This window comes from Streptomyces griseomycini (assembly GCF_014203535.1).
Lineage (GTDB): Bacteria > Actinomycetota > Actinomycetes > Streptomycetales > Streptomycetaceae > Streptomyces > Streptomyces griseomycini.
The window spans coordinates 393,693-415,135 of the sequence record NZ_JACHJI010000002.1; the positions used below are offsets into that span (position 1 = coordinate 393,693).

A 21,443-nucleotide genomic window follows, 5' to 3' on the forward strand; every position below is an offset into this window, starting at 1 on the left:
ACCGACCTCACCCAGAGATCTGGATGGTGCCGCTGGCGAATGTCGGCAGTTGGAAGGTGACTTCCGTGGCGTCCGCAGGTGGGGCAGGGAACTGCATGAAGACGGACAAGCTTTCCCCGGCCTTAATCGTCGAGAAGCCAGTGGTGGTCAATGGACGACCATCCGTGTCACGAAGCACGTAGTACCGCTTTTTGCCCTTTGAGTCGACCAACGTGGCACCACCGAGCGAGCGGCCGTTTCGCACGATCTCGGTCTCGTTACCACTCAGAGCTGCCGGGACCACAATGCTCTTGGCTCCGTCGTTCTTCAGGGTGCCGTTAACGGTGACGAACCCACCGGCGTCACGCTGTGCGGAAGTGATCTGAAGAAGCAACCCGCCCGAGCCCCTCAGCTCGGCAAGGGGCTCGTCCGCCTGTCCCTCCTGTGCACTCGGGTTAGACCCACTGTCCTTGGAAGCCGAAGCCGAGGTCTCCGGCTTCTTATCGTCGTCACCGCCTCCACCGCAGCCGGCCACGCCGAGGGCCAGTCCGGCCGCAACGGTCAACGCGACCATCCCCCTACGGGCCTTCGTTGTGAACCGAATGCTCATGCCTCTGCTTCCTTAGTCACTCGTCGTTCGCTTGTCAGTCGGCCAGGTGGACATCGAAGAGGTCCTCGGGTTTCGGAAGCAGTTCTTCAGGGCCCTTCGGGTCCAAGTCCCACTCCCTTCCCTCACAGGTGAGCGGAGGAAGCTCGTCTCCCCCTTCGTCCCCCGTCGGAAGTTCGAACGTGCAGCGAGGCTCGATCACGGCTGTGGCGGTCTCCTGCGACTTCTCGTCCTCCGTGCCGGGCACGATGGAGTCCCCCACGGTGTCGTTCGTTTCGACCACGACCGTGTAACCCAGCAAGCCGTCCGGAAGGCAGCTCAGCACATCGGCATCGTTCTGTGCCGCGAGCTGGTCCGCCCGCCAGCAGGACAGGCCGAGCCCTTTCGCCTTGCCGTCGAAGATGTCCTGCCACTCGGTCGGATCGAGGAGGGCCTGCACCCACGCACCCGCGAGTTGGTCCCGCCGGTCCTGGGCTGCCGCGAGCGCGGCCGCGTCAGCGGCGGTCTGCGCGTCGTTCCGGTTCGCCGCGGCCTGACCGACCGCAAAGTACGCGAACGCGAGGAAGAGCAGGCCCCCCACCACCGTGATGTAGATGGGGAAGGCCTGCCCTGCGTCGCCGTACTTACGGGAGCGCGTCAGCCACCGGTTACTTCGGCGATCTGCTGCGTGATCGCGTCGTAGATCGACTGCCCGATGTCCGTCCCCGTGATCGCCAGCACGATCGCCACGACCACCGCGATGATGCCCAGGTACTCCACCGCGGTCTGGCCCTTGTCGTTGCGCGCGGCGCGGGACTGGAGGTACGCGACCGTCGTGTGGATCCAGTTGCTCATGGTGTTCCCCTCCGGCTGACGCGGTGGCGGCTTCCTTCGCGGTGCCGCTCTCGACACGAGCAACGTAGGGGCGGACGCCCCGCCCGCCGGAGGGCCCCAGGGCCCAATCCCGGGCCCAATCACGGGCCCAGTTCCTCTTCCCCCCTGCCGTCACCGCCGGTCACCCCACTTCCCGGCCGGAGCCCGGTGCCGTGCCGAGCCACTTCGCGGCGGCCTCGGAGCGGCTGGTGCTGTGGAGCTTGGCGAAGATGCGGTTGATGTGGTTCTTGACCGTCTTCTCGCTGATGAAGCACGTGGCGGCGATCTGCTGGTTGTTCATGCCGGACGCGATGAGGTCCATGATCTCCGCCTCTCTCGTGCTCAGTCGGAACCTCGACCTGTCGGGAGCGGTCGGGCGGCCGCTCGTCCACCCAGACGACGACTGTGCCACATCCGGTTGCAGTTGCGAAAGGTTTTCCGCGGAAGTAGGCGGAGAGGGGATGTGCGGGAGACCTACTCCCGTTGGGTTGCCGCGAATTGTGTCCGCGCTCCCCAACCCCTCCGGCAGCGCCTGACCCGTCCCCGGCGCTTGGCGGAGTTGCGTCAGCAACGCACCCGCCGCCGTCGGTGTGAAGTGGGCCCTGCCCTCCCTGATGTCCCGTACCGCCGTGACCAACTGGTCCGCCGTGAACTCGCCGTGGACCAGGTAGCCGCCCGCCCCCCTGCGCAGCGCCTCCTGGACGATCTCCGACTCCCTGCTGTACGTCAGCATCACGACCGGTGCGATCCGCACCAGGTGGGGCAGCGCCGAGATGCCGTCCACGCCCGGCATGCGGACGTCGAGGAGGACGACGTCGGGGCGGTGGGCGTGGGCCGCCTCGTAGGCCTCCTTGCCGTCGGCGGCCTCCGCCACGACCGTGATGTCCGCGCGGCCGGAGAGCAGGGCGGTCAGGCCGGCGCGGACCACCGGGTTGTCGTCGGCCACGACCACCCGGAGCGCGGCGGGCGGGGGGACGTTCTGGAAGGGGTTCGGCGGCGGCTGCGTGGGGCTCTGCATGGGGCTGCCTCCTCTCCGGGGACGGGGGGACGCGTACGGCGTGTTCACGGGGTGGCCTCCGGGGGGCCGGACGGCGCCACGGCCGCCAGGGGGAGCTCCAGCCGGACCTCCGTGCCCCGGGCGTGCGAGCCGCGGCCTATGCGGATGCGGGCGCCGACGGAGGCCGCCCGTTCGACCATGCCGAGCAGGCCGAAGTGACCGGCCCGGCGGAGTTGTTCGAGGTCCGTGCCGGGCGGGAGGCCGCGGCCGTCGTCGTGGACGCTGATGCGGAGCAGGCCGCCGTGGACGCCCGCCCGGACGTCGACCCGGGTCGGCCCGGCGTGGCGGTGGGCGTTCTCCATGGCCTCCGAGGCGATGGTGAGGAGCTGGCGGGCCACCGCCGGCGGGACCGGGGGGACCGTGTCGCCGCCCGTCGGGCGGTACGTCGTCGGCAGGCCGGTGCGGGCGCCGAAGTCGCGTGTGCGGGCGGCCAGTTCGACCAGGACGTCCGTGCCCTGGTCCGGGTCCGACTCGCGGCGCAGGTCGGTGAGGAGTTCGCGGGACTCCGCCGCCGCGCGGCGGGCCGAGCGGGCGACGAGCTCCGCCTGCTGCCGCACCAGGGCCGGGTCCACGCGCTCCGCGCTCGCCGTGGCCGCCAGGCCGTCGGCCGCCAGGGCGACTCCGTGCAGGGTCTTCGCCACCGAGTCGTGCATCTCCCGGGCCAGCCGGGCGCGTTCCGCGCCGACCGCCTCCGTGACGGCCAGGCGGGCCCGGACCGTCGTCAGGGCCTGGGTCGCCGCCCCGAAGCGGAGCATGAGGTTGCGCAGGCTGGAGCCGACCGCGCCCGCGACCACGCAGAGGCCGGGCAGGAGCAGCGTCTCCGCCAGGCCCGCGTGCGGGTCCTCCACGGTCGCGTAGACCAGCAGGAGGATCAGGCCCTGGAGGGACGCGAAGACGGCCGCGCCCCGCCAGCCGTAGACCAGGCCCGCCAGGAGGGGGGTGCAGACGCTGACGTAGGCGAGGGTGGTGTCCGGGCCCGCGGAGACGAGGAGCAGGGCGCCGAAGAGGGTGTCCACGGCGAGGAGCGTGGGGTGGCGCAGGAGGAGGGGGCCGAAGCGTTCCCAGTCCCGGAAGAGGACGTAGGACGCCATGAAGGTGACCACCACCGCGCTGCCGACCAGGCGGGTGCCCCAGCCGGGGCCCGCGTTGAGGAGGGCGGCGGGGGCGGCGAGCGCGATCATCGCCAGGCGGAAGCCGAATGCCTGCCGGCACAGGGCCTGCAATGCGTTGACTTGGATCTGCACGTCCGGCGCGGGTTGTGGGGGGTGTACCCGGCCTCCGGCCGGGTTCTCGCTCCCCCTCGCACCACCCGTGGGGGTTTCGTCGTCGGGCGCGGGTGGCCCCTGCGGGACCCGAGCGCCGTCGGCGGCTTTCTCTCCGTTCGCCGCCTCCCAGCCCGGCGGCAGCGCCGGTGTCGCCGTCGTCACCGGGATGTCCGCCGCGCCCGTCCGGGCGTGGGCGGGGAGGACCGTGCCCGCCGGTGGGGTGGTGATCTCGGGGGGCCCGGGGTGCCGGCGGAGCAGCCCCGTGCGTTCCCCTGTCGTCGTCATGGCACCCTGCCCCCGTCCTACTCGCCCGTGATCGAGCCGAAGTCGGTGCCGGAGCCGAGGATCAGGCCGGCGCCGAGGAGGATCATCGTGGCCGGGACCATGAACGTGGTGATCATCATGGTGGCCTTGGGGACCGCGCGGGCGGCCTTGCGGCGGGCGTTCTGGGCGTCCGTGCGGCGCATGTCCTTCGCCAGGGACACCAGCGTGTCGACGATCGGCGCGCCCAGTTCCTCGCCCTGCTGCAGCGCCGTGACGAACATGGCGACCTGCTCCGAGTCGTTCCTCCGTCTGAGCTCCGCGAAGGCCTGGCGGCGGCTCATGCCCAGGTCCATCTGGCGGAGGGTGATGCGCAGCTCGTCCGCCCAGGGGCCCTCGTACCTGGACGCCACGCGGTCCAGGGCCTGGCGGAATCCGAGGCCCGCGCTCACCACGACCGCCAGCACGTCCAGGAAGTCCGGCAGCGTCCGCTCGATCACGTCCTTGCGGACGCGGATCGCCGACCAGATGCCGACCTCCGTCCAGAACGCGCCGAAGGCGAGCAGCAGCAGCGCCACGAAGAGCTGGCCGCGCAGGAGGAAGACCAGGAAGCCGACGCCGCCGAGGGCGCCGTAGACCGCGCGGCGGGCGGCGTAGCGGTCGATGGTGAGGCCGCCGGGGTTGCCCGCCAGGTCGATCCTGCGGCGGTACCTGGCGACCTGTTTGGGGCCCATGACGCGCAGGACGGCGGGGGCGTAGCGCATGCCCATCCGGTCGATGAGGGAGTCGACCGCGCCGGTGCGGGTGGAGCCGACCTCCAGGGCGAGGACGAGGTCGCCGGGGAGTTTGGCCTCGGCCCGGTACATGCGGATGCCGGCGAAGGCGCCGTAGACGCCGAGACCCATCAGGAGGGCGAGCAGAAGTCCCATGTCGGTCGGTCCTCCTCGCCGCTCAGACGTCGATGCGGGACAGGCGGCGGATGAGGACGAAGCCGACGGCGTAGAGGCCGAACGCGATGATCACCGCGGCCTGGCCGGCCGGGGAGCCGGTCATGCGCTCCAGGGCGCCGTCCTTCACGCCGTTCATCAGGAACAGGGAGCCGACGCCGAGGACGGGGACGGCGTACGACGTCATGCTGACCTGGGAGAGCTGGGTGCGGACCTCGCGCCTCGTCTCCTTCCGCTCCTCCAGCGTCTCGGTCAGGTTCCTGAGCGCGCTCACCACCTGGCCGCCCGCCCGGTTGGACAGCACCAGGGTGGTGACCAGGACGACCAGCTCCCGGGAGGGGAGGCGGTCGGCGAGTTCGCCGAGGGCGTCGTCCATCGACGCGCCCACCGCCAGCTGGTTGGCGACCTTGGCCAGTTCCTCGCCGGCCGGGGCCTCCAGCTCCTCCGCCGCCATGCCGATGGCGGTGCGCAGGGCCAGTCCGGCCTGGGTGGCGTTGGCCAGGATGCGGGCCAGTTCGGGGAGTTGGTTGATGAACTTCTCGATGCGCTTCTGGCGTTGCCAGTTGAGGAACTGGACCGCCGCCCAGACGCCGAGGAGCCCGGCGATCGGGCCGAAGAAGGGGGCGAGGGTCGCCTGGCCGATGAGCCAGAGGCCGGTGACCGCGGCGAGCATGGCGGCGAAGAACTCGCCGGGGGTGACGTCCAGGCCGGTGGCCAGCAGGCGCAGCTCCAGCTTCCGGCCGAGCCTGGTGCGGCGCAGGCGGCGGTCCAGGGCGGGGAAGTGGCGCCGGCGGCCGGCGAGCGGGATCCGGCCGGTGGCCGACAGGCGGTCCACCAGCGCCTGCCGCTGTGCCTTGCCGGTGGCGTAGGAGTGCACGCCGACGACCGCGAGGACACAGGCCAGCAGGGCGATGCCGGTGGTCAGCGTGATCAGGTTCTGCAGGTCCATGGGGGCGGTTCCTACCTGGCTTCTCGGGTGGCGAGCTGGTCGGCGGACTGGGCGATGCCGAAGGCCTGGGGGACGGGCTGGCTCGCCATGTAGAGGCGGTCGGCGGTGCGGCGCGGGAGCGGGTGGTACTCGAAGGCGCCGTAGACGCGGCCGTCGGCGGCCATCGGCTGCGCGCGGAAGCGGGCGACCGTGGCCAGCCGGTACGGTTCGCCGCCGTGGCTCTCCAGCAGGGCGATCTCGGTGATGCGGCGGACGCCGTCGGCGAAGCGGGTGAGCTGGACGATGACGTCGACGGCGCTGTTGATCTGGTCGTGCAGGGCCACGAAGGGGATCTCGACGTCGGACATGGAGGCGAGGGTCTGCAGGCGCATCAGCGCGTCCTCGGCGCTGTTGGCGTGGACGGTGGCGAGGGAGCCGTCGTGGCCGGTGGACATCGCCTGGAGCATGTCGAGGGACTCGCCGCCGCGGACCTCACCGACGACGATGCGGTCGGGGCGCATGCGCAGGGAGTTGCGCACCAGGTCGCGGATGGTGACCCGGCCCTTGCCCTCGACGTTCGGCGGGCGGGACTCCAGGCGGATGACGTGCGGCTGCTGGAGCTGGAGTTCGGCGGAGTCCTCGATGGTGATGATGCGTTCGCCCTCGGGGATCAGGCCGGAGAGGGCGTTGAGGAGGGTGGTCTTCCCGGTGCCCGTCGCGCCCGAGACGATGACGTTGAAGCGCGCCTGCACCAGGCCGGCCAGCAGGTAGAGCATGTGCTCGTCGAGCGAGCCGAGGCCGATGAGTTCGTGGAGGGTGAAGGAGCGGGGGAAGCGGCGGATGGTGAGGGTGGCGCCGGTCAGGGACAGCGGCGGGATGATGACGTTGACGCGTTCGCCGGAGGGGAGGCGGGCGTCGACCATCGGGTTGGACTCGTCGACGCGGCGGTTGACGGTGGAGACGATGCGCTCGATCGTCTGCATCAGCTGGTCGTGGGAGGCGAAGCGCAACGGCAGTTGCTCGACCCGGCCGCCGCGCTCCACGAAGATCGCGTCGGGGCCGTTCACCATGATCTCGGTGATCGACGCGTCCTCCAGCAGCGGCTCCAGGATGCCGAGGCCCAGGGCCTCGTCGACGACCCGGCGGATCAGCTGGGAGCGCTCGACGGTCGACAGGACCGGGCCCTCGCGGCTGATGATGTGGCCGAGGACGCGTTCCAGCCTGGCCCGGCGCTCGGCCGCCGCCAGCGAACTCATCTCCGCGAGGTCGATCTCCTCCAGGAGCTTGGCGCGGTAGGAGGCGACCAGGTGGCCGTCCTCTCCCCGGCCGGCCGTCTCCTCGGGGGAGTTGATGCGTGCCCGCAGGCTCATGGGTCGCTCGCTCCTCGTTCCTCGGTCCTCGTCGGCTCTCGTCCTCGGTCAGTGGTCGATCGGCATCGTGGCGGTCTTGTGGGCGGGGCCGAAGTCCCAGCCCGGCACGATCGAGGGGATGTCGACCGTGGCGGTGACGGTGACCTCGTCGCCGCCCTCCGCGGCGCCGCAGTCGGTCCCGTCGGCCAGCCAGTCGCTGACGGCGGCGGCGCAGGCCGGTCCGGCGCCCTGGTCCAGCGAGGCGCTGCGCGCCCCCGCGCGGGCCGCGGTGCCGGCCTGCTGGGCGGTGTAGGCGATCAGGCCGAGCTGGACGGCCGCCATGGCGACGATGATCAGGATCGGGATGAAGCCCAGGTACTCGAGGGCTGCCTGGCCCCGGTCGCGGTGTCCGCGTGGGCACGGTGTGTACGGCATGTCAGTCCGTCTCCTCCTCGACCGCGCCGGCGTGCCCCTCCACGTCGAAGGGGAAGGAGGCGGTGCCCGGGAAGAGGACGGGGACGCTCAGCTTCACGTCGGCGGTGACGAAGCCGCCCGCGGTCGTGCAGTCCACGGTCGCTCCCCCCGCCCACGCTTCCGGCAGCTTGTCCAGCCCGGCCTCCTGGCAGGCGCCCTGGCGTGCGCCCGGCGGCGCGGCCGTGCCCGCCCGTACGGCCTCGTCCGCAGCATTCCCCGCGAGGATGAACGTGTACCCCACCAGTACGAGCTGCCACAGCACCACCAGCGTCACGAGGATCGTCGGGGTCATGCCGAGGAACTCGATGGTGACCTGGCCCCGGTCGCGGGGCCGCCGTAACGCCTTCACGCTCATCCCCCTCCGTCCCTGCGCCGCCGGAAGCTCACCGATCCCCGGTCGCCGCGCCCCCGTCCCGCCTTGTGGGCGCCCTCGGCGGCCTTGACCAGGCCGAGTTCGCCGGCCAGGCCCCACAGGGCCTGCTTGACCGTGCTCCTGCCCTCCAGTTCGTGGACGCGGCCGGCGTCCACGACGCCCTGCAGTTCCTTGAAGTGGGCGGGGATCGTGGTGGCCGCCACCGCCGTGCCGGTGATCTTCCGGATGAGCGGGGGCTGGATCTCCGTGGCCCGGGTGTGGCGGTTGACGACCACCGTGGTCTCCTCGGCCTTGCGGATCTGCAGCCGGTCCCACATCCGCACCGTCCGCTTGGCGCCCCGTACGGCGATCACGTCCGGGGTGGTGACCAGCAGCGCCGTGTCGGCCATCTCGACCGCCGCCGCGCCGGCCCCGGCGAGCTGGGCGCCGCAGTCGATGACGACGACCTCGTAGCGGGAGCGCAGGGCGCTGACGATCTGGCGGGCGGCCCGGTCGGTGACGTCCTCGCCGCGTTCGCCCTCGGCGGGGGCGAGCAGCAGCGCGACGCCGGTGTCGTGCCGGAAGACCGCGTCGGCCAGGACGCGCGGGGAGATGTCGTTGATCGCGGCGAGGTCGACGACGGACCGGCGGAACTGCACGTCCAGGTAGGAGGCGACGTCGCCGGTCTGGAGGTCCAGGTCGACGAGGGCGGTGGCGCGGCCGGACGCCTGGGCGGCGAGGGCGAGCTGGACGGCCGTCAGGGTGGCGCCCACGCCGCCCTTGGCGCCGCTGACCGTGACGACCGTGCCGCCGACTCCGGTGAAGACGTCACCCCCCGCGCCGAGGTGGCGGCGTACGCCGACCGACCACTGGGCGACGGCCTGGACGCGGCTGGCGAGTTCCTCGTAGCTCAGCGGCAGGGCGACCAGGCCGCGGGCGCCGTAGTCCATGGCGGCCTGGAAGAGGCCGGGGCTCGCGTCGGAGGTGACGAGGATGACGCCGACGGCCGGGAAGCGCAGGGCGACCTCGCGGATCAGCTCCAGGGCGGGGACGGGGCCGATCCGCTCGTGCACGACCACGACCTCGGGCAGCTCGTCGACGGACTCGGCGGCCAGGCGCGCGAGGGTGTCGACGAGCTGGGTGGAGTCGACCACCGGGGTCACCGGCTCGGCGTCGGGGAGCTGGCTGAGCAGTGTGGTGAGGGACCGGACCGCGTCCGCGTCGCCGACTGCCGGGAGGATCCTCGTGGGCATGCGGGCCTCTCACTTGTCCTTCGCGAGTTCGTACGTCCGCTGCGAGTCGGGGACGGTGGTGTCGCTTCCGGGTGCCACCAGCGCGAGGCGGACCCGCTGGGCGAACGACTCGGCGTAGGTGATGCGCTGGGCGTCGATGGTGGACAGCGCGAAGGTGATCGGGACGGCGTCGGTGGGCTGCCGGCCGCGGTCGTTCTCGTCGGGCTGGAGGGCGGTGAGCCGGCCCACGTCCAGGACCTTGGCGTTCGTCACAATGATCTTGGACTGAGCGGGGTCGTCCTCACGCTCTCCCTCGAAGGTGGCGTAGACGTTGACCGTCGAACCCGGCGTGATCTTGCCGGCGACGCCGGTCGCCGCGTCGATCATGATGGCGACCTCCTGCTGCCCCGGCTGCAGGGCGGGCTGGTCCACGATCATGTCGCTCTGCAGCAGGGAGCCCTCGCGCAGGGTGGTCACGGCGATCTTGCCCCGGATCTCGTCCAGATCGGTGACCGCGTTCTCCGACAGCCACCGCTCGGGCATCTTGGTCTTCTCGAACTGGCCCGTGCTGAGGGCGGTGTAGGGCGCCACGTCCGTCTTCAGCCGGTACGCGGTGACCTCGGGGCCCACCTTGGATCTCACGTCACTGATGACGGACAGCACGCCGGCGAACGCGCCGAGGGCGCACAGGACCGACAGGAGCAGGAGTATCACGCCGCGGCGCTGACGGGAGTTCATGAACCGTGCAACCTCATCGAAGGATCGGTCGAGCGGAATCGGGCGGGCGGGGCCGGGTGCGGTGAGCGGTGGGCCGGACGGACCCGGCGGACCGGGTGGGCCGCGCGGGGCGGTGCGGGCGAGCCGGGACGGCGGAAGTCCTCCGGGGCGTCCCGTGGTTCAGGACTCACCCGACGGCCGTGCGGTTCTCGGGCCGTGACCGGTGCGGGCCCTCCAGGCCGGGCGGCGTGGCCGAACAGAACACGCACCGGTCGCCGATGACGTCGATGCCGCACCAGTGGCAGGTGGTGCGCCGCACGGACGTGACCAGCTGGTAGAGGACGGACAGGTCGGGCAGGTAGGTGCAGAACTCGATCAGCCTGCCGGTCCCCCACCAGCCCGGGGACTCGGCCGGAAGCGGTGTCTCGCGCAGCCCCTGGACCTTCCAGGACGGTGCCAGGGTGCCGGTGACCCAGTCGGACTGGAGCTGCCCCTTGGCGACCAGCATCCAGGTGCCGAACTCCGGTCCGTCGAGCGCGGCTTCGGGACCGAGGCGGACGAGCTGCGGCTGCGGGTGGGCGAGGACGGCGAACTGGCTGCCGGGCATCCAGGACTTGGCGTGCTGCTTGAGGTTCACCGGCACGCGGTCGAGGCGGGCGACGGAGCCCAGCAGCGCCCCGGAGTGGATGTAGTGGATCAGCAGGCGGCCGGCCGAGGCGAGGACGCCGGGGGTGAGGTCGCAGGAGGCCAGCTGCCGCAGCTGGCGGGCCAGGACGGCGAGTCCGAGCGGCGGGAGGTCGGGGCGGAAGAGCGCGATCCGGTCGCTCTCCAGCAAGGAGCGCAGGGTGTGCAGTCGCCGCTGGACGGCGGTGGGGGTGGCCTGTGAGCAGACCACGATGACGTGCCCGTGGTGCTCGATCAGCGTCTGGAGGTCGGCCAGCGCCTGCTCGAGCGGACGGGTCTCGACGTCCCGCAGCACCACGGCGGGCAGGGTTCGTTCGTCCTGCGGCGGCAGCGCCATGTCGGCGCTGGTCACGGCAATGGCGGTTGGCACAGTGCAGCTCCCCGTTCTCCCCATGCCCCGTCGGCCCACCGGGCGTTACTCCGGTGCACCCAGGTGACTTCACTGCGTGACTACCTCAGCACTGTATCCACGGCTCTGTGACCGGAGAACAGCGTTTGGACAGCTGAACAGGAACTCCTGGGGCACAAGATGCGCCATAACGGGACAGGCCGAGCATCTCGCCGGCCTCCTCCCCGACCCGGAGGCGCGGGGGTCCGCACACCGGCTCGACGCCGGGTCCGCGGCGCGACGCCGCCGGACAAGGGGGCGCCCAGGGGCCGGAGTCGACGGCCGTTGTCGGTCCGGACCTATTGACAAGGTGATTGGTCTGGACCACCTTGTACCTCCAGCGGTGGCCACCGTCGCTCCACTCTCCCTTCCCCCCCTCCCCTTCCCCTCCCTCTCCCCTCTTTCCTCCCCTTCTCCCCCACCGGAGGCCCCAGTGGACCGCGCACCCGGCACGCCCCGACGCGGCAGACGCGTCTGGGCCGGAGCCCTCGTCTCCGCCCTCTCCCTCACCCTCGCCGGCGTCGGCGCCGGCCAGGCGTCCGCGGCGGACGTCAACAACGCCAAGAACGCCGGCTTCGAGGCGGGCCTGAGCAACTGGACCTGCTCGGCGAACAGCGGGACGACCGTCTCCTCCCCCGTGCACGGCGGCACGGCCGCGCTCAAGGCGACGCCGTCCGGGCAGGACAACGCCCGCTGCAGCCAGACCGTCGCGGTGAAGCCCGACTCCACGTACCGGCTGAGCACCTGGGTGCAGGGCGGCTACGCCTACCTGGGCGTGACCGGCACCGGAACGACGGACGTCTCCACCTGGACCCCGGACTCCGCCGGCTGGAAGCAGCTCTCCACGAGCTTCACCACCGGCGCGAACACGACCTCCGTGACGGTCTACACCCACGGCTGGTACGGCCAGGCGGCCTACTACGCGGACGACCTGTCGGTGTTCGGCCCCGACGGGGGCGGCGGCGAGGAGGAGCCCGAGGTCCCGGGCACGCCGGGTGGTCTCGGCGTCTCCGGCACGACGTCCTCGTCGGTGTCACTGGCCTGGAACGCGGTGCCGGGGGCGACGGGGTACACCGTCTACCGCGACGGCACGAAGGTGACGGCCGTGTCGGGCACCTCGGCGACGGTGACCGGCCTCGCGGCCGACACCTCGTACTCCTTCCAGGTCGCCGCGACCAACGCGGCGGGCGAGTCGCCGAAGTCGGCGGCGGTGACGGCCCGCACGAAGCAGAAGGACGACGGCGGCGGGAGCGGTGACCTGCCCAGGCACGCCGTGACCGGCTACTGGCAGAACTTCGACAACGGCGCGACGGTGCAGAGGATCTCCGACGTGCCCGCCCAGTACGACATCATCGCGGTCGCCTTCGCGGACGCCACGAGCACGCCCGGGGCGGTCACCTTCAACCTGGACACCGCCGGGCTGAACGGCTACACCGTCGACCGGTTCAAGGCCGACGTCCGGGCCAAGCAGGCGGCCGGGAAGAAGGTCATCATCTCGGTCGGCGGCGAGAAGGGCACCGTGGCGGTGAACGACGCCGCCTCGGCGACGGCCTTCGCGAACTCGGTGTACGCCCTGATGCAGGAGTACGGCTTCGACGGCGTCGACATCGACCTGGAGAACGGCCTCAACGCGACCTACATGACGCAGGCGCTGCGGGCGCTGTCCGCGAAGGCGGGCCCGTCGATGATCCTGACCATGGCCCCGCAGACCATCGACATGCAGTCGACGTCCAACTCGTACTTCAGGACGGCGCTGAACGTGAAGGACATCCTCACGGTCGTCAACATGCAGTACTACAACAGCGGTTCGATGCTGGGCTGCGACGGCAAGGTCTACAGCCAGGGCTCGGTGGACTTCCTGACCGCCCTGGCCTGCATCCAGCTCGAGGGCGGCCTCGACCCGTCCCAGGTCGGCCTGGGCCTGCCGGCCTCGACCCGCGGCGCGGGCAGCGGCTACGTCTCCCCGACCGTGGTGAACAACGCCCTGGACTGCCTGACCCGGGGCACCAACTGCGGCACCTTCAAGCCGTCGAAGACCTACCCGAGCCTGCGCGGCGCGATGACCTGGTCCACCAACTGGGACGCGACGGCGGGCAACGCCTGGTCCAACGCGGTCGGCCCGCACGTCCACGCACTGCCGTAACCGGAACCCCGGCCGGACCCGGCCCCTTCCCTCCCCCGCCCCCGTCCCCGCCGCGTCACGTGGCGGGGACGGGGGCGGGGGCGTCTCGTGTGAAACATTTCCCCGGGCCCACCGCATCAATGAGGTGAAGGCAGGGCGGGACGAGCACGGGGGCACATCCATGAGACAGGGCCGGGCGGACGAGTACGCCGAGTTCGCGACGGCGCGGGCCGGGCATCTCTACCGGTCCGCCTGCCTGCTCACCGCCGGCGACACCCACCTGGCCGAGGACCTCGTGCAGGAGACCCTGGGGCGGCTGTACGTGCGCTGGGGGCGGGTGTCCCGGGCCCAGAACCCCGCCGCTTACGCGCAGACCGTCCTCACCCGCACCTTCCTCGCCCACCAGCGGCGCCGCAGCAGCGGTGAACGGACGACGGACGCGTTCCCCGACCTGCCCGGTGCCGCCGACGGCGACGCGCCCCTGCGGCTGACCCTGCTGGCCGCGCTGGCCCGGCTGCCCGCCAAGGACCGGGCCGTCGTCGTCCTGCGGTACTGGGAGGACCGCTCGGTCGAGCAGACCGCCGACGTGCTCGACGTCAGCTCGGCGGCCGTGCGGACCCGGAGTGTCCGGGCCCTCGGCAGGCTGCGGGAGCTGCTGGGCGGGGACCTCGCGGAGTACGCCAGACCCTGACGGCGGAGGTCCCGCCCCCGGCCTTCACCCCACAACGTCCCAGATTCGCGGAAGCGGTGGTTCGCCATGCCCGAAGACCAGCACGGAGAGCAGTACGACGACGCCTTCGAGGGGCGGCTCGCCGCCGCCCTGCGCGCGACCGGCGGCGGCTTCGACACCGACCGGACCGCACTGGCCGACGCCGGCCGGGCCCGTGGCCGGCGGCTGAGGCTGCGGCGCCGGGCCGCCGTGCTCGGGGGCGTGGCCGGCATCGCGGCGGTGGGCGTGGGCGGGGCGCTGTTCGTGGCCCCCGGCGACGCCCCCGGCTCCCGGCTCCCGGCCGCGGCGCACTCCGCGGCCCCGGCGGCCTCCGCGTCGCCCGGCCCCGCGGCCCGGGAGTACACGGGGGACGAGATCCTCCGCGCGCTCAAGGAGCTGCTCCCCGAGGGCGAGTTCAGCCAGGAGGAGGCGCGGGGGACGGAGGACGAGCTGCCCCCGTCCGCCCGTCTCGTGTACGACGACGGGAAGGGCGCCGCGGCCATCGGGCTGAGCCTGGGCCGGGTCGAACCGGGCAGCCAGGAGGCCCGGCAGGTGACGCGGTGCCCGGACGAGGTGTTCGTCCCGCACGACAGCTGCACGACCAGCCGGCTGCCGGACGGCTCGGTGCTCATGCTCTTCCAGGGGTACGAGTACCCGGACCGGCGGGTGGACACCAGGTGGTGGGCCGCGGAGCTGGTCACGCCCGAGGGCCGGCACGTCTCCCTGAGCGAGTGGAACGCCCCGGCGGAGAAGGACGCCGCCGTCAGCCGCCCGGAGCCGCCGCTGTCCCCGGAGCAGTTGAAGGAGGTCGTCACGGCCGGGGTGTGGCGCGCGGTCGTGGACGCGGTGCCGGAGCCCCCCATGCCGTCCGCGACGCCGAGCGCCCCGCCGCGGGCGTCGGGCGAGTCGGTCGGCGAGACGCTCGCCGGGCTGCTGCCCGAGGACGTGGAGGTGGTCGGGAAGGGCGGTCAGGAGGGGGATTACGCCTACGTCGTCGTCGACGACGGCGAGGGCAGGAGCCTGGTCCAGATCAACGTCCAGCACGGCATGGCCGATGTCGCCGACCAGCTCTACGGCTCCGGCGAGACCCTCCCCGACGGCACGCGCGTCGCCACCCGGAAGGGGAACGGTGACGACCGTGTCGCGGGGGTCGTGATGTGGACCGTCGACACCCTGCGCCCCGGTGACGACGGCTTCCGCGTCGTGATCAGCGCCTTCAACAACGGTGCCGCGCACGCCGAACCGACCCGCGACACCCCCGCGCTGACCATGGAGGAGCTGAGGGGGATCGCGCTCAGCCCGGAGTGGGACACGATGCGGTAGGCCGTCCCGAGCGGCGCTGCCGTGAGCGAGGGGCGCGGCCCCTCGGCTGATCCGGGCCAGCGCGGCGTGTCCGTCGCGAGCCGCCGACCGGAAGAACGGGACCAGCGCCCGGTCGTGGCTCGGCCACGCGGGCCGGGCGTTCGCCGCGTTCCCGGACGGCGGTGGGACGGACACCGGCCCGGGCCCGGCGCCCCGGCCGGGGCCCGCTGGTCACGAGCGGGATGCGGAAGTCACCGATACGGCACCGGCGGCCTTCTCGCGCGACGACTGCGCGGGGATCGGCCCGTGGATGAGCCGGGACCCGACGCCCCGTCACCACCGGCTCCTGCCGGCTCCTCGCCCGTCTCGGTGCGGGCGGCAGGGCGGGGTCCATCTGGCCCGCTCGGCCGGTGGCCGCACCGTCGCCGTGGAACTCGTCCGCTCCGAGCCGGCGTCGGAGCCCGGGTTGCGCAGGCGGTTCGCGCAGGAGGCCGCGTCCGCGCGGCGCGTGGGCCGCGCCCGTGCCGGACGCGGACACCGACGCGGCCGCGCCGCGGGACGCCACCGGGTACGGGCCGGGGCCCTCGCTGCACGCGGTGGTCGCCGAGCGCCCGGCGGCCTGCCGCCGCACGGACTGAGCGGGTGTCAGAGGAAGTCCGCCCACGGCTGGTCCCAGATCTCCTTCACGCCGAGCACCAGGAACAGCAGGCCGGCGATCGCGAGCATCGCGTTGCTCAGCGGCCCGCTGCGCCATTCGCTCGGTGTGCGGGAGGAGTTGAGGAGCCAGATCAGGGTGAGGGCGAGGAAGGGCATGAAGGCCGCGCCCAGGACGCCGTAGACGATGACCAGGCGGAAGGGCTCGCCCTGGAAGAGCAGGACGACGGGCGGGAAGGTCAGCCACAGCAGGTAGGCGCGGAAGGGCCAGGAGCGTTCGCGCCGGCCCGAGGCGATCTCCTCGCCCTTCGTCCCCGTGCGGTCCCGCAGCCGGGCCACGAAGTCGGCGAACATCAGGCTGACGCCGTGCCAGACGCCGATGAGCGAGGTGAAGGACGTGGCGAAGAAGCCGATGAGGAAGAACTTCGCCGTGGCCGTGCCGTACTCGTCCGCCAGGATGTCACCGAGCTGCACCAGGCCCTTGCCGCCGCCGGAGAGGGCGATGTCCGCCGCGTGCAGCAGCTCCGCGCCGACGATGAGCATGGCGACGACGAAGACGCCGGTCGTGATGTACGCGACCCGGTTGTCCAGCCGCATGACCTTCATCCAGCCGGCGTCCGTCCACCCCTTGGCGTTGACCCAGTAGCCGTACGCGGCCAGCGTGATCGTGCCGCCGACGCCGCCGATCAGGCCGAGGGTGTTGAGGACGGAGTCCTCCTCGTCGGGCAGGACCGGGAGGAGACCGGCGAAGGCGTCGCCCAGGTTCGGGGTGACCACGATCGCCAGGTAGACCGTCACCACGAACATGACGCCGACCAGCACCGTCATGACCTTCTCGAAGACGGCGTACTTGTTGAACCAGACGAAGACCAGGCCGACCACGCCGCAGGCCACGCCCCACCACTCGAGGTCCATCACGTCCGGGAAGAGGGCCTGGAGCGGCAGCGCGCTGGACGACATGGCAGCCGCGCCGTAGGAGAAGCCCCAGATCACCACGTAGACCGCGAAGAACCAGGTGGTCCAGCGGCCGAGGCTGGCCCAGCCGTCGAACAGGGTGCGGCCGGTGGACAGGTGCCAGCGGCCGGCCGCCTCGGCGAGGGAGATCTTGACCAGGCAGCCGATGACGGCGGCCCACAGGAGGGTGTAGCCGAAGTTGCTGCCCGCGATGAGCGTGGCGACGAGGTCGCCGGCGCCGACGCCGGTCGCGGCGACGACGATGCCGGGGCCGATGTACTTCCAACTGGACTTGCGCGGCCGGGGGCCGGGCTCGTGCGCTGCTCCGGTGTCCTGGGTGTTTCCCGTGGTGTCCGCCATGGGGTCAAGAAAGCGGACGGGTGCCGGGCGGGCAAGAGGGCGTGCGGGGATCTTCACGGGATGTACCTGGACGAGCGGTCGGCGAGAACCATCGCTTGACCTGATCATGTCATGTCCCGACGATGACGGCACCGCACCACGCACGTCGCACTGAACAACCCCACCTCCCACAAGGAGACTTCATGCGACTCCGCACCCGCGGCAGGCGGTCCGCCGCGCTCGCCGCGCTCCTCTCCCTCGCGCTCGCCGCGCCCCTCTCCGCGACGGTGACCGACGCCACCGCCGACAGCGCGGAACGGGCCGCGCCCTCCGCCGACGACATCCGCCAGTACGAGATCCACCGGCACACGACCCCCGTGACCCGTACGGCGATCCAGCGGTCCGGGGTCACCGTGGACGAGGCCGACGAGGAGACCGTCGTCGTCTCCGGGCGCGCGGACCAGATCCGTGCGCTGCGCCGGCAGGGCTACGAGGTCACGCCGCTGGGCGCGGCACCGGACCGCTCGTCCGCCGCCGACGGACCGCGCCTGTACGACTTCCCCTCGGCCGACTCCCGCTACCACAACCACGCCGAGATGAACGCGGAGATCGAGCAGCGGCTGGCGGCGTACCCGGGCATCATGAGCAGGCGGGTGATCGGGAAGTCCTACCAGGGCCGGGACATCGTCGCCGTCAAGATCAGCGACAACGTGGCCGCGGACGAGGACGAGCCGGAGGTCCTGTTCACCCACCACCAGCACGCCCGCGAGCACCTGACCGTGGAGATGGCCCTGTACCTGCTGCGCGAACTCGGCGCGGGGTACGGCGACGACCCCCGGATCACGGACATGGTCGACGGGCGGGAGATCTGGATCGTCCCCGACCTCAATCCCGACGGCGGCGAGTACGACATCGCCACCGGCTCCTACCGTTCCTGGCGCAAGAACCGCCAGCCCAACTCCGGTTCGTCCTACGTCGGCACCGACCTCAACCGCAACTGGGACCACCGCTGGGGCTGCTGCGGCGGCTCCTCGGGCTCCAAGTCCTCCGAGACCTACCGGGGTTCCGCCCCGGAGTCCGCGCCCGAGGTGAAGGTCGTCGCCGACTTCGTGCGCAGCCGGGTCGTCGGCGGGAAGCAGCAGATCAAGGCCGGCATCGACTTCCACACGTACAGCGAGCTGGTGCTGTGGCCGTTCGGCTACACCTACTCCGACACCACCACCGGGATGACGGCCGACGACAACGCCGCGTTCAAGGCGGTCGGGCAGAAGATGGCCGCGAGCAACGGCTACACGCCCCAGCAGTCCAGCGACCTGTACATCACGGACGGGTCGATCGACGACTACCTGTGGGGCGCCCACAGGATCTTCGGGTACACCTTCGAGATGTACCCGAGGTCCGCCCTGAGCGGCGGTTTCTACCCGCCCGACGAGGTCATCGAGCGGGAGACCTCCCGCAACCGCGACGCGGTGCTCCAACTCCTGGAGAACGCGGACTGCATGTACCGCTCCATCGGCAAGGAGGCGCAGTACTGCGGCTGAGCCGCCGGGGACGTGCTACTCGGCGTCGGCGGCGGTGACCTTCTCGGCCTCCGTCTCCGCCTTCTCCTCCGTCTCCGCCTTCTCCTCCGCGGACTTGTCGCCGTCCTCGTCGAAGTACGCGTCCAGGACCGCGTCCAGCCCGGCGTCCCACTCCGCGAACCGGCTCCGGGACGGCGCCTCGATCTCGAGGGGGTACCAACGGCGGTCCGGGGTGTGGACGGTGACCGTCCACCGCTTGCCGAAGCGGGCGGTCTCCGTCTCCACCGCGCCGACCTCGTCCCAGCGGAACTCGCACTCCTGGTCGTCCAGGCGCAGGCGTACGCCGCTGTGGTCGGCGACGATCCTGGCCCGCCGGTCGGACGCCTCGAAGACGGGGCCGTCGGGGGCCGCCTCCTCCTCGGGGGCGGTCCCCTCCCCGGCCTCCTCCGTCCCGGGCGCCGCGTCCTCCGGCTCCGGGGCGGTGTCCTCCGCCTTCTCCGGCTCCACCGGCTCCTTCGCCTCGGCGTCCTCCTTCCGGCCGGACACGGGTGCGGTGAGCCCGGGAACGAAAGCCGGGTCGAACCCGGCGCCTTCCAGGGGCTGGCTGCTCGAACCTATGCGCTGCTGCTCCACAGCAGGGCAGTATGGTCGACAAACCTGTGCCGGGCCCAGCCAGCCCCTCTTTCGTTATCAGACGCCTACACGCGCACCGCGGCTCACACGACCAGGCTGAGCGCCGCCGCGACCACGAATCCGGCCACCGACAGCACGCTCTCCAGCACCGTCCAGGTCTTCAGCGTGTCCCGCTCGCTGATGCCGAAGTACTTGGCGACCATCCAGAACCCGCCGTCGTTGACGTGCGAGGCGAAGATCGAGCCGGCCGAGATGGCCATGATGACGAGCGCGACGAACGCCTGGGAGTGGTCCCCCTCGGCCAGCAGCGGGGCGACGATGCCCGCCGTGGTCACGATCGCCACGGTCGCCGAGCCCTGGGCGACCCGCAGCACCACGGAGATCAGGTAGGAGAGGACGATCACCGGCAGGCCGACGTCGTTGAAGGTGTCCGAGAGGGCCTGGGCGACGCCGCTGGCCTTGAGGACGGCGCCGAAGACCCCGCCGGCGCCGACCACCAGCAGGATGTTGCCGACCGGCTTCAGCGAGGACGTGGAGACGGTCTCCAGGGACTTGCGGGACCAGCCGCGCCGGATGCCCAGCAGGTAGTACGCGAGGAACAGGGCGAGGGTGAGGGCCACGAAGGGGTGGCCGAAGAACTCGACGACCGAGCGGAGGGTGGAGGGGTCCAGGGCGATCGAGGAGAAGGTCGCGGCGAGGATCAGGATCAGCGGCGTGCCGATGATGCCGAGGACCGTGCCGAGCGGCACCGGCGCCTCGCGCGGCTCGACGCCGGACGCGCGCTGCTCGTCCACGACGGCCCGCCTGGCCTCCTCGGCCGCCTCGACCATGTCCTGCGGTACGGCGACGAAGATCCGCCTGCCGATCCAGGCGGAGTAGGCCCACGCGGCCACGACGGCCGGGATGCCGCAGACGACGCCCATGAGGATGACCCAGCCGAGGTCGACCCGGAGCAGCCCGGCGGCGGCCACCGGGCCGGGGTGCGGGGGCAGGAAGGCGTGGGTGACCGAGAGGCCGGCGAGCAGCGGCAGGCAGTACAGCAGGACCGACCTGCCGGAGCGCTTGGCGGCGGCGTAGACGATCGGCGCGAGGACGAAGATGCCGACGTCGAAGAAGACCGGGATGCCGAAGATCAGGCCGGTGAGGCCCATGGCGAGCGGCGCCCGCCTCTCGCCGAACAGGCCGAGCAGCCGGCCCGCCAGCACCTCGGCTCCCCCGCTGACTTCGAGGATCGCGCCGAGCATGGTGCCCAGGCCGATGATGATCGCGACATGGCCGAGGATGCCGCCCATGCCCGACTCGATGGTGGACACCGCGTCCGAGCGCTGGACCGTGCCGAAGAGTTCGGTGACCGACAGCCCCGCCAGCAGGCCGACGGCTATGGAGACGCCGAGCAGGGCGACGAAGGGCTGGAGCCGGACCTTGATGATCAGGAAGAGGAGGAGCGCGATGCCGAGGGCGGCGACGGTCAGCAGACCGGCCGTGCCGTCGACGAGGAGGAGCAGTCCACCGGTGTGCGGGGGTGTCTCCGCCGGCGCGGAGGCGGCGAGCGGGAGGGACGGGTGGGGCATTTCGGACGTCCTCTGGGTAAGGGCATGAGGCTTTCGGGCAGGGGGGACCGCGGCACGGCGCGAGGGCGCCGTGCCGGACGGGTGCGGGGGGTTCGGTTACCGGGCGCGCGTCAGCCCAGGACGGCCAGCGCGTCGATCTCGATGAGGAGGCCGGCGGGCAGACCGACGTAGACGGTCGTGCGGGCGGCGGGCGGCTGGGTGAGGCCCTGCTCCTCGAAGTAGTCGTTGTAGATCTCGTTCATCTCGGCGAAGTGGCCGACGTCGGTGAGGTAGACGCGGATCATCATCACGTCGTCCCAGCCCGCGCCGCCCTCCTCGAGGATCGCCTTGACGTTGGCGAGGGTCTGGAGGGTCTGCTCGCGCAGGGTGGGGCCGGCGGGCGTCGGGGGCTTTCCCTCCTCCGCCGGGAGGAAACCGACCTGACCGGCGACCTGGAGGATGTTGCCCTTGCGCACCCCGTGCGAGAACTTCGCGGGCGGGGTGGTGTGGGTCTTCGGGGTGAGCGCGATCTTCTCGGACTTCTCGGTCTTCTCGGTCATGCGGGGGG

The 21,443-nt window shown here is 71.9% G+C and carries 21 protein-coding genes and 1 pseudogene; 5 read left to right on the top strand and 17 right to left on the bottom strand.

Going from position 1 to position 21,443, the window contains the following annotated elements; all coding sequences use genetic code 11:
• Positions 1–7: 7 nt before the first annotated feature.
• The 13 genes from FHS37_RS06340 to FHS37_RS06400 form a co-directional block, all read right to left on the bottom strand.
• The gene (locus tag FHS37_RS06340) at positions 8–589 is read right to left on the bottom strand and encodes a hypothetical protein (protein WP_184818048.1); all 582 of its coding nucleotides are present in this window, start codon (positions 587–589) and stop codon (positions 8–10) included.
• A gap of 34 nt (positions 590–623) precedes the next feature.
• A complete protein-coding gene (locus FHS37_RS06345; protein ID WP_184818777.1) occupies positions 624–1,226 on the bottom strand; it encodes a pilus assembly protein TadG-related protein in 603 nt (200 codons plus the stop codon).
• Positions 1,223–1,420: a Flp family type IVb pilin gene (locus FHS37_RS06350; protein WP_184818049.1), complete on the bottom strand. Its 198-nt coding sequence runs from the start codon at positions 1,418–1,420 to the stop codon at positions 1,223–1,225. The genes FHS37_RS06345 and FHS37_RS06350 overlap by 4 nt, the downstream gene beginning before the upstream one ends.
• 160 nt (positions 1,421–1,580) lie before the next feature.
• Positions 1,581–2,456: a response regulator transcription factor gene (locus tag FHS37_RS06355; protein ID WP_184818050.1), complete on the bottom strand. Its 876-nt coding sequence runs from the start codon at positions 2,454–2,456 to the stop codon at positions 1,581–1,583.
• A 44-nt stretch (positions 2,457–2,500) separates the two neighbouring features.
• Positions 2,501–4,045 (bottom strand): sensor histidine kinase, encoded by a 1,545-nt coding sequence (locus tag FHS37_RS06360; RefSeq protein WP_184818051.1) that lies wholly within the window; start codon positions 4,043–4,045, stop codon positions 2,501–2,503.
• A 17-nt stretch (positions 4,046–4,062) separates the two neighbouring features.
• A complete protein-coding gene (locus tag FHS37_RS06365; protein ID WP_184818052.1) occupies positions 4,063–4,950 on the bottom strand; it encodes a DUF5936 domain-containing protein in 888 nt (295 codons plus the stop codon).
• A 22-nt stretch (positions 4,951–4,972) separates the two neighbouring features.
• Positions 4,973–5,917: a type II secretion system F family protein gene (locus tag FHS37_RS06370; RefSeq protein ID WP_184818053.1), complete on the bottom strand. Its 945-nt coding sequence runs from the start codon at positions 5,915–5,917 to the stop codon at positions 4,973–4,975.
• Positions 5,918–5,928: 11 nt separating this feature from the next.
• Positions 5,929–7,266: a TadA family conjugal transfer-associated ATPase gene (locus FHS37_RS06375; protein ID WP_184818054.1), complete on the bottom strand. Its 1,338-nt coding sequence runs from the start codon at positions 7,264–7,266 to the stop codon at positions 5,929–5,931.
• A 48-nt stretch (positions 7,267–7,314) separates the two neighbouring features.
• A complete protein-coding gene (locus FHS37_RS06380) occupies positions 7,315–7,680 on the bottom strand; it encodes a TadE/TadG family type IV pilus assembly protein (protein WP_184818055.1) in 366 nt (121 codons plus the stop codon).
• A 1-nt stretch (position 7,681) separates the two neighbouring features.
• Positions 7,682–8,074 carry a pilus assembly protein gene (locus tag FHS37_RS06385; RefSeq protein WP_184818056.1) on the bottom strand — a complete coding sequence of 131 codons (393 nt, stop codon included), beginning with the start codon at positions 8,072–8,074 and terminating at the stop codon, positions 7,682–7,684.
• Positions 8,071–9,324 carry a CpaE/TadZ family protein gene (locus FHS37_RS06390; protein ID WP_184818057.1) on the bottom strand — a complete coding sequence of 418 codons (1,254 nt, stop codon included), beginning with the start codon at positions 9,322–9,324 and terminating at the stop codon, positions 8,071–8,073. The genes FHS37_RS06385 and FHS37_RS06390 overlap by 4 nt, the downstream gene beginning before the upstream one ends.
• A 9-nt stretch (positions 9,325–9,333) precedes the next feature.
• Entirely contained in the window at positions 9,334–10,041 is a 708-nt protein-coding gene (gene cpaB / locus FHS37_RS06395) for a Flp pilus assembly protein CpaB (protein WP_184818058.1), read from the bottom strand.
• A gap of 166 nt (positions 10,042–10,207) precedes the next feature.
• Entirely contained in the window at positions 10,208–11,098 is an 891-nt protein-coding gene (locus FHS37_RS06400; protein WP_184818059.1) for a hypothetical protein, read from the bottom strand.
• Positions 11,099–11,525: 427 nt separating this feature from the next.
• Here FHS37_RS06400 and FHS37_RS06405 point away from each other — a divergent pair, with 427 nt between their 5' ends.
• The 4 genes and pseudogenes from FHS37_RS06405 to FHS37_RS06420 all read left to right on the top strand — a co-directional run.
• A complete protein-coding gene (locus FHS37_RS06405) occupies positions 11,526–13,235 on the top strand; it encodes a chitinase (RefSeq protein WP_184818060.1) in 1,710 nt (569 codons plus the stop codon).
• Positions 13,236–13,395: 160 nt separating this feature from the next.
• A complete protein-coding gene (locus FHS37_RS06410) occupies positions 13,396–13,905 on the top strand; it encodes a SigE family RNA polymerase sigma factor (protein WP_184818061.1) in 510 nt (169 codons plus the stop codon).
• Positions 13,906–13,971: 66 nt separating this feature from the next.
• Positions 13,972–15,246, top strand: coding sequence for a hypothetical protein (locus FHS37_RS06415; RefSeq protein WP_184818062.1), 1,275 nt, complete (start codon positions 13,972–13,974; stop codon positions 15,244–15,246).
• Between the two features lie 308 nt (positions 15,247–15,554).
• Positions 15,555–15,833, top strand: a pseudogene (locus FHS37_RS06420) (serine/threonine protein kinase); the annotation flags it as partial.
• Positions 15,834–15,870: 37 nt separating this feature from the next.
• Here FHS37_RS06420 and FHS37_RS06425 read toward each other — a convergent pair.
• A complete protein-coding gene (locus FHS37_RS06425; protein WP_184818063.1) occupies positions 15,871–17,193 on the bottom strand; it encodes an Nramp family divalent metal transporter in 1,323 nt (440 codons plus the stop codon).
• A 182-nt stretch (positions 17,194–17,375) separates the two neighbouring features.
• Here FHS37_RS06425 and FHS37_RS06430 point away from each other — a divergent pair, with 182 nt between their 5' ends.
• The gene (locus FHS37_RS06430) at positions 17,376–18,713 is read left to right on the top strand and encodes a M14 family metallopeptidase (protein WP_184818064.1); all 1,338 of its coding nucleotides are present in this window, start codon (positions 17,376–17,378) and stop codon (positions 18,711–18,713) included.
• A 15-nt stretch (positions 18,714–18,728) separates the two neighbouring features.
• On the opposite strand, the gene FHS37_RS06435 is transcribed toward FHS37_RS06430, so the two are convergent.
• The 3 genes from FHS37_RS06435 to FHS37_RS06445 form a co-directional block, all read right to left on the bottom strand.
• On the bottom strand, positions 18,729–19,325 hold the full coding sequence (locus FHS37_RS06435; protein WP_184818065.1) for a hypothetical protein: 597 nt from the start codon (positions 19,323–19,325) through the stop codon (positions 18,729–18,731).
• An 83-nt stretch (positions 19,326–19,408) separates the two neighbouring features.
• The gene (locus tag FHS37_RS06440) at positions 19,409–20,896 is read right to left on the bottom strand and encodes a GntP family permease (RefSeq protein ID WP_184818066.1); all 1,488 of its coding nucleotides are present in this window, start codon (positions 20,894–20,896) and stop codon (positions 19,409–19,411) included.
• A 110-nt stretch (positions 20,897–21,006) separates the two neighbouring features.
• Positions 21,007–21,435 carry a RidA family protein gene (locus FHS37_RS06445; protein ID WP_184818067.1) on the bottom strand — a complete coding sequence of 143 codons (429 nt, stop codon included), beginning with the start codon at positions 21,433–21,435 and terminating at the stop codon, positions 21,007–21,009.
• Positions 21,436–21,443: the final 8 nt, after the last annotated feature.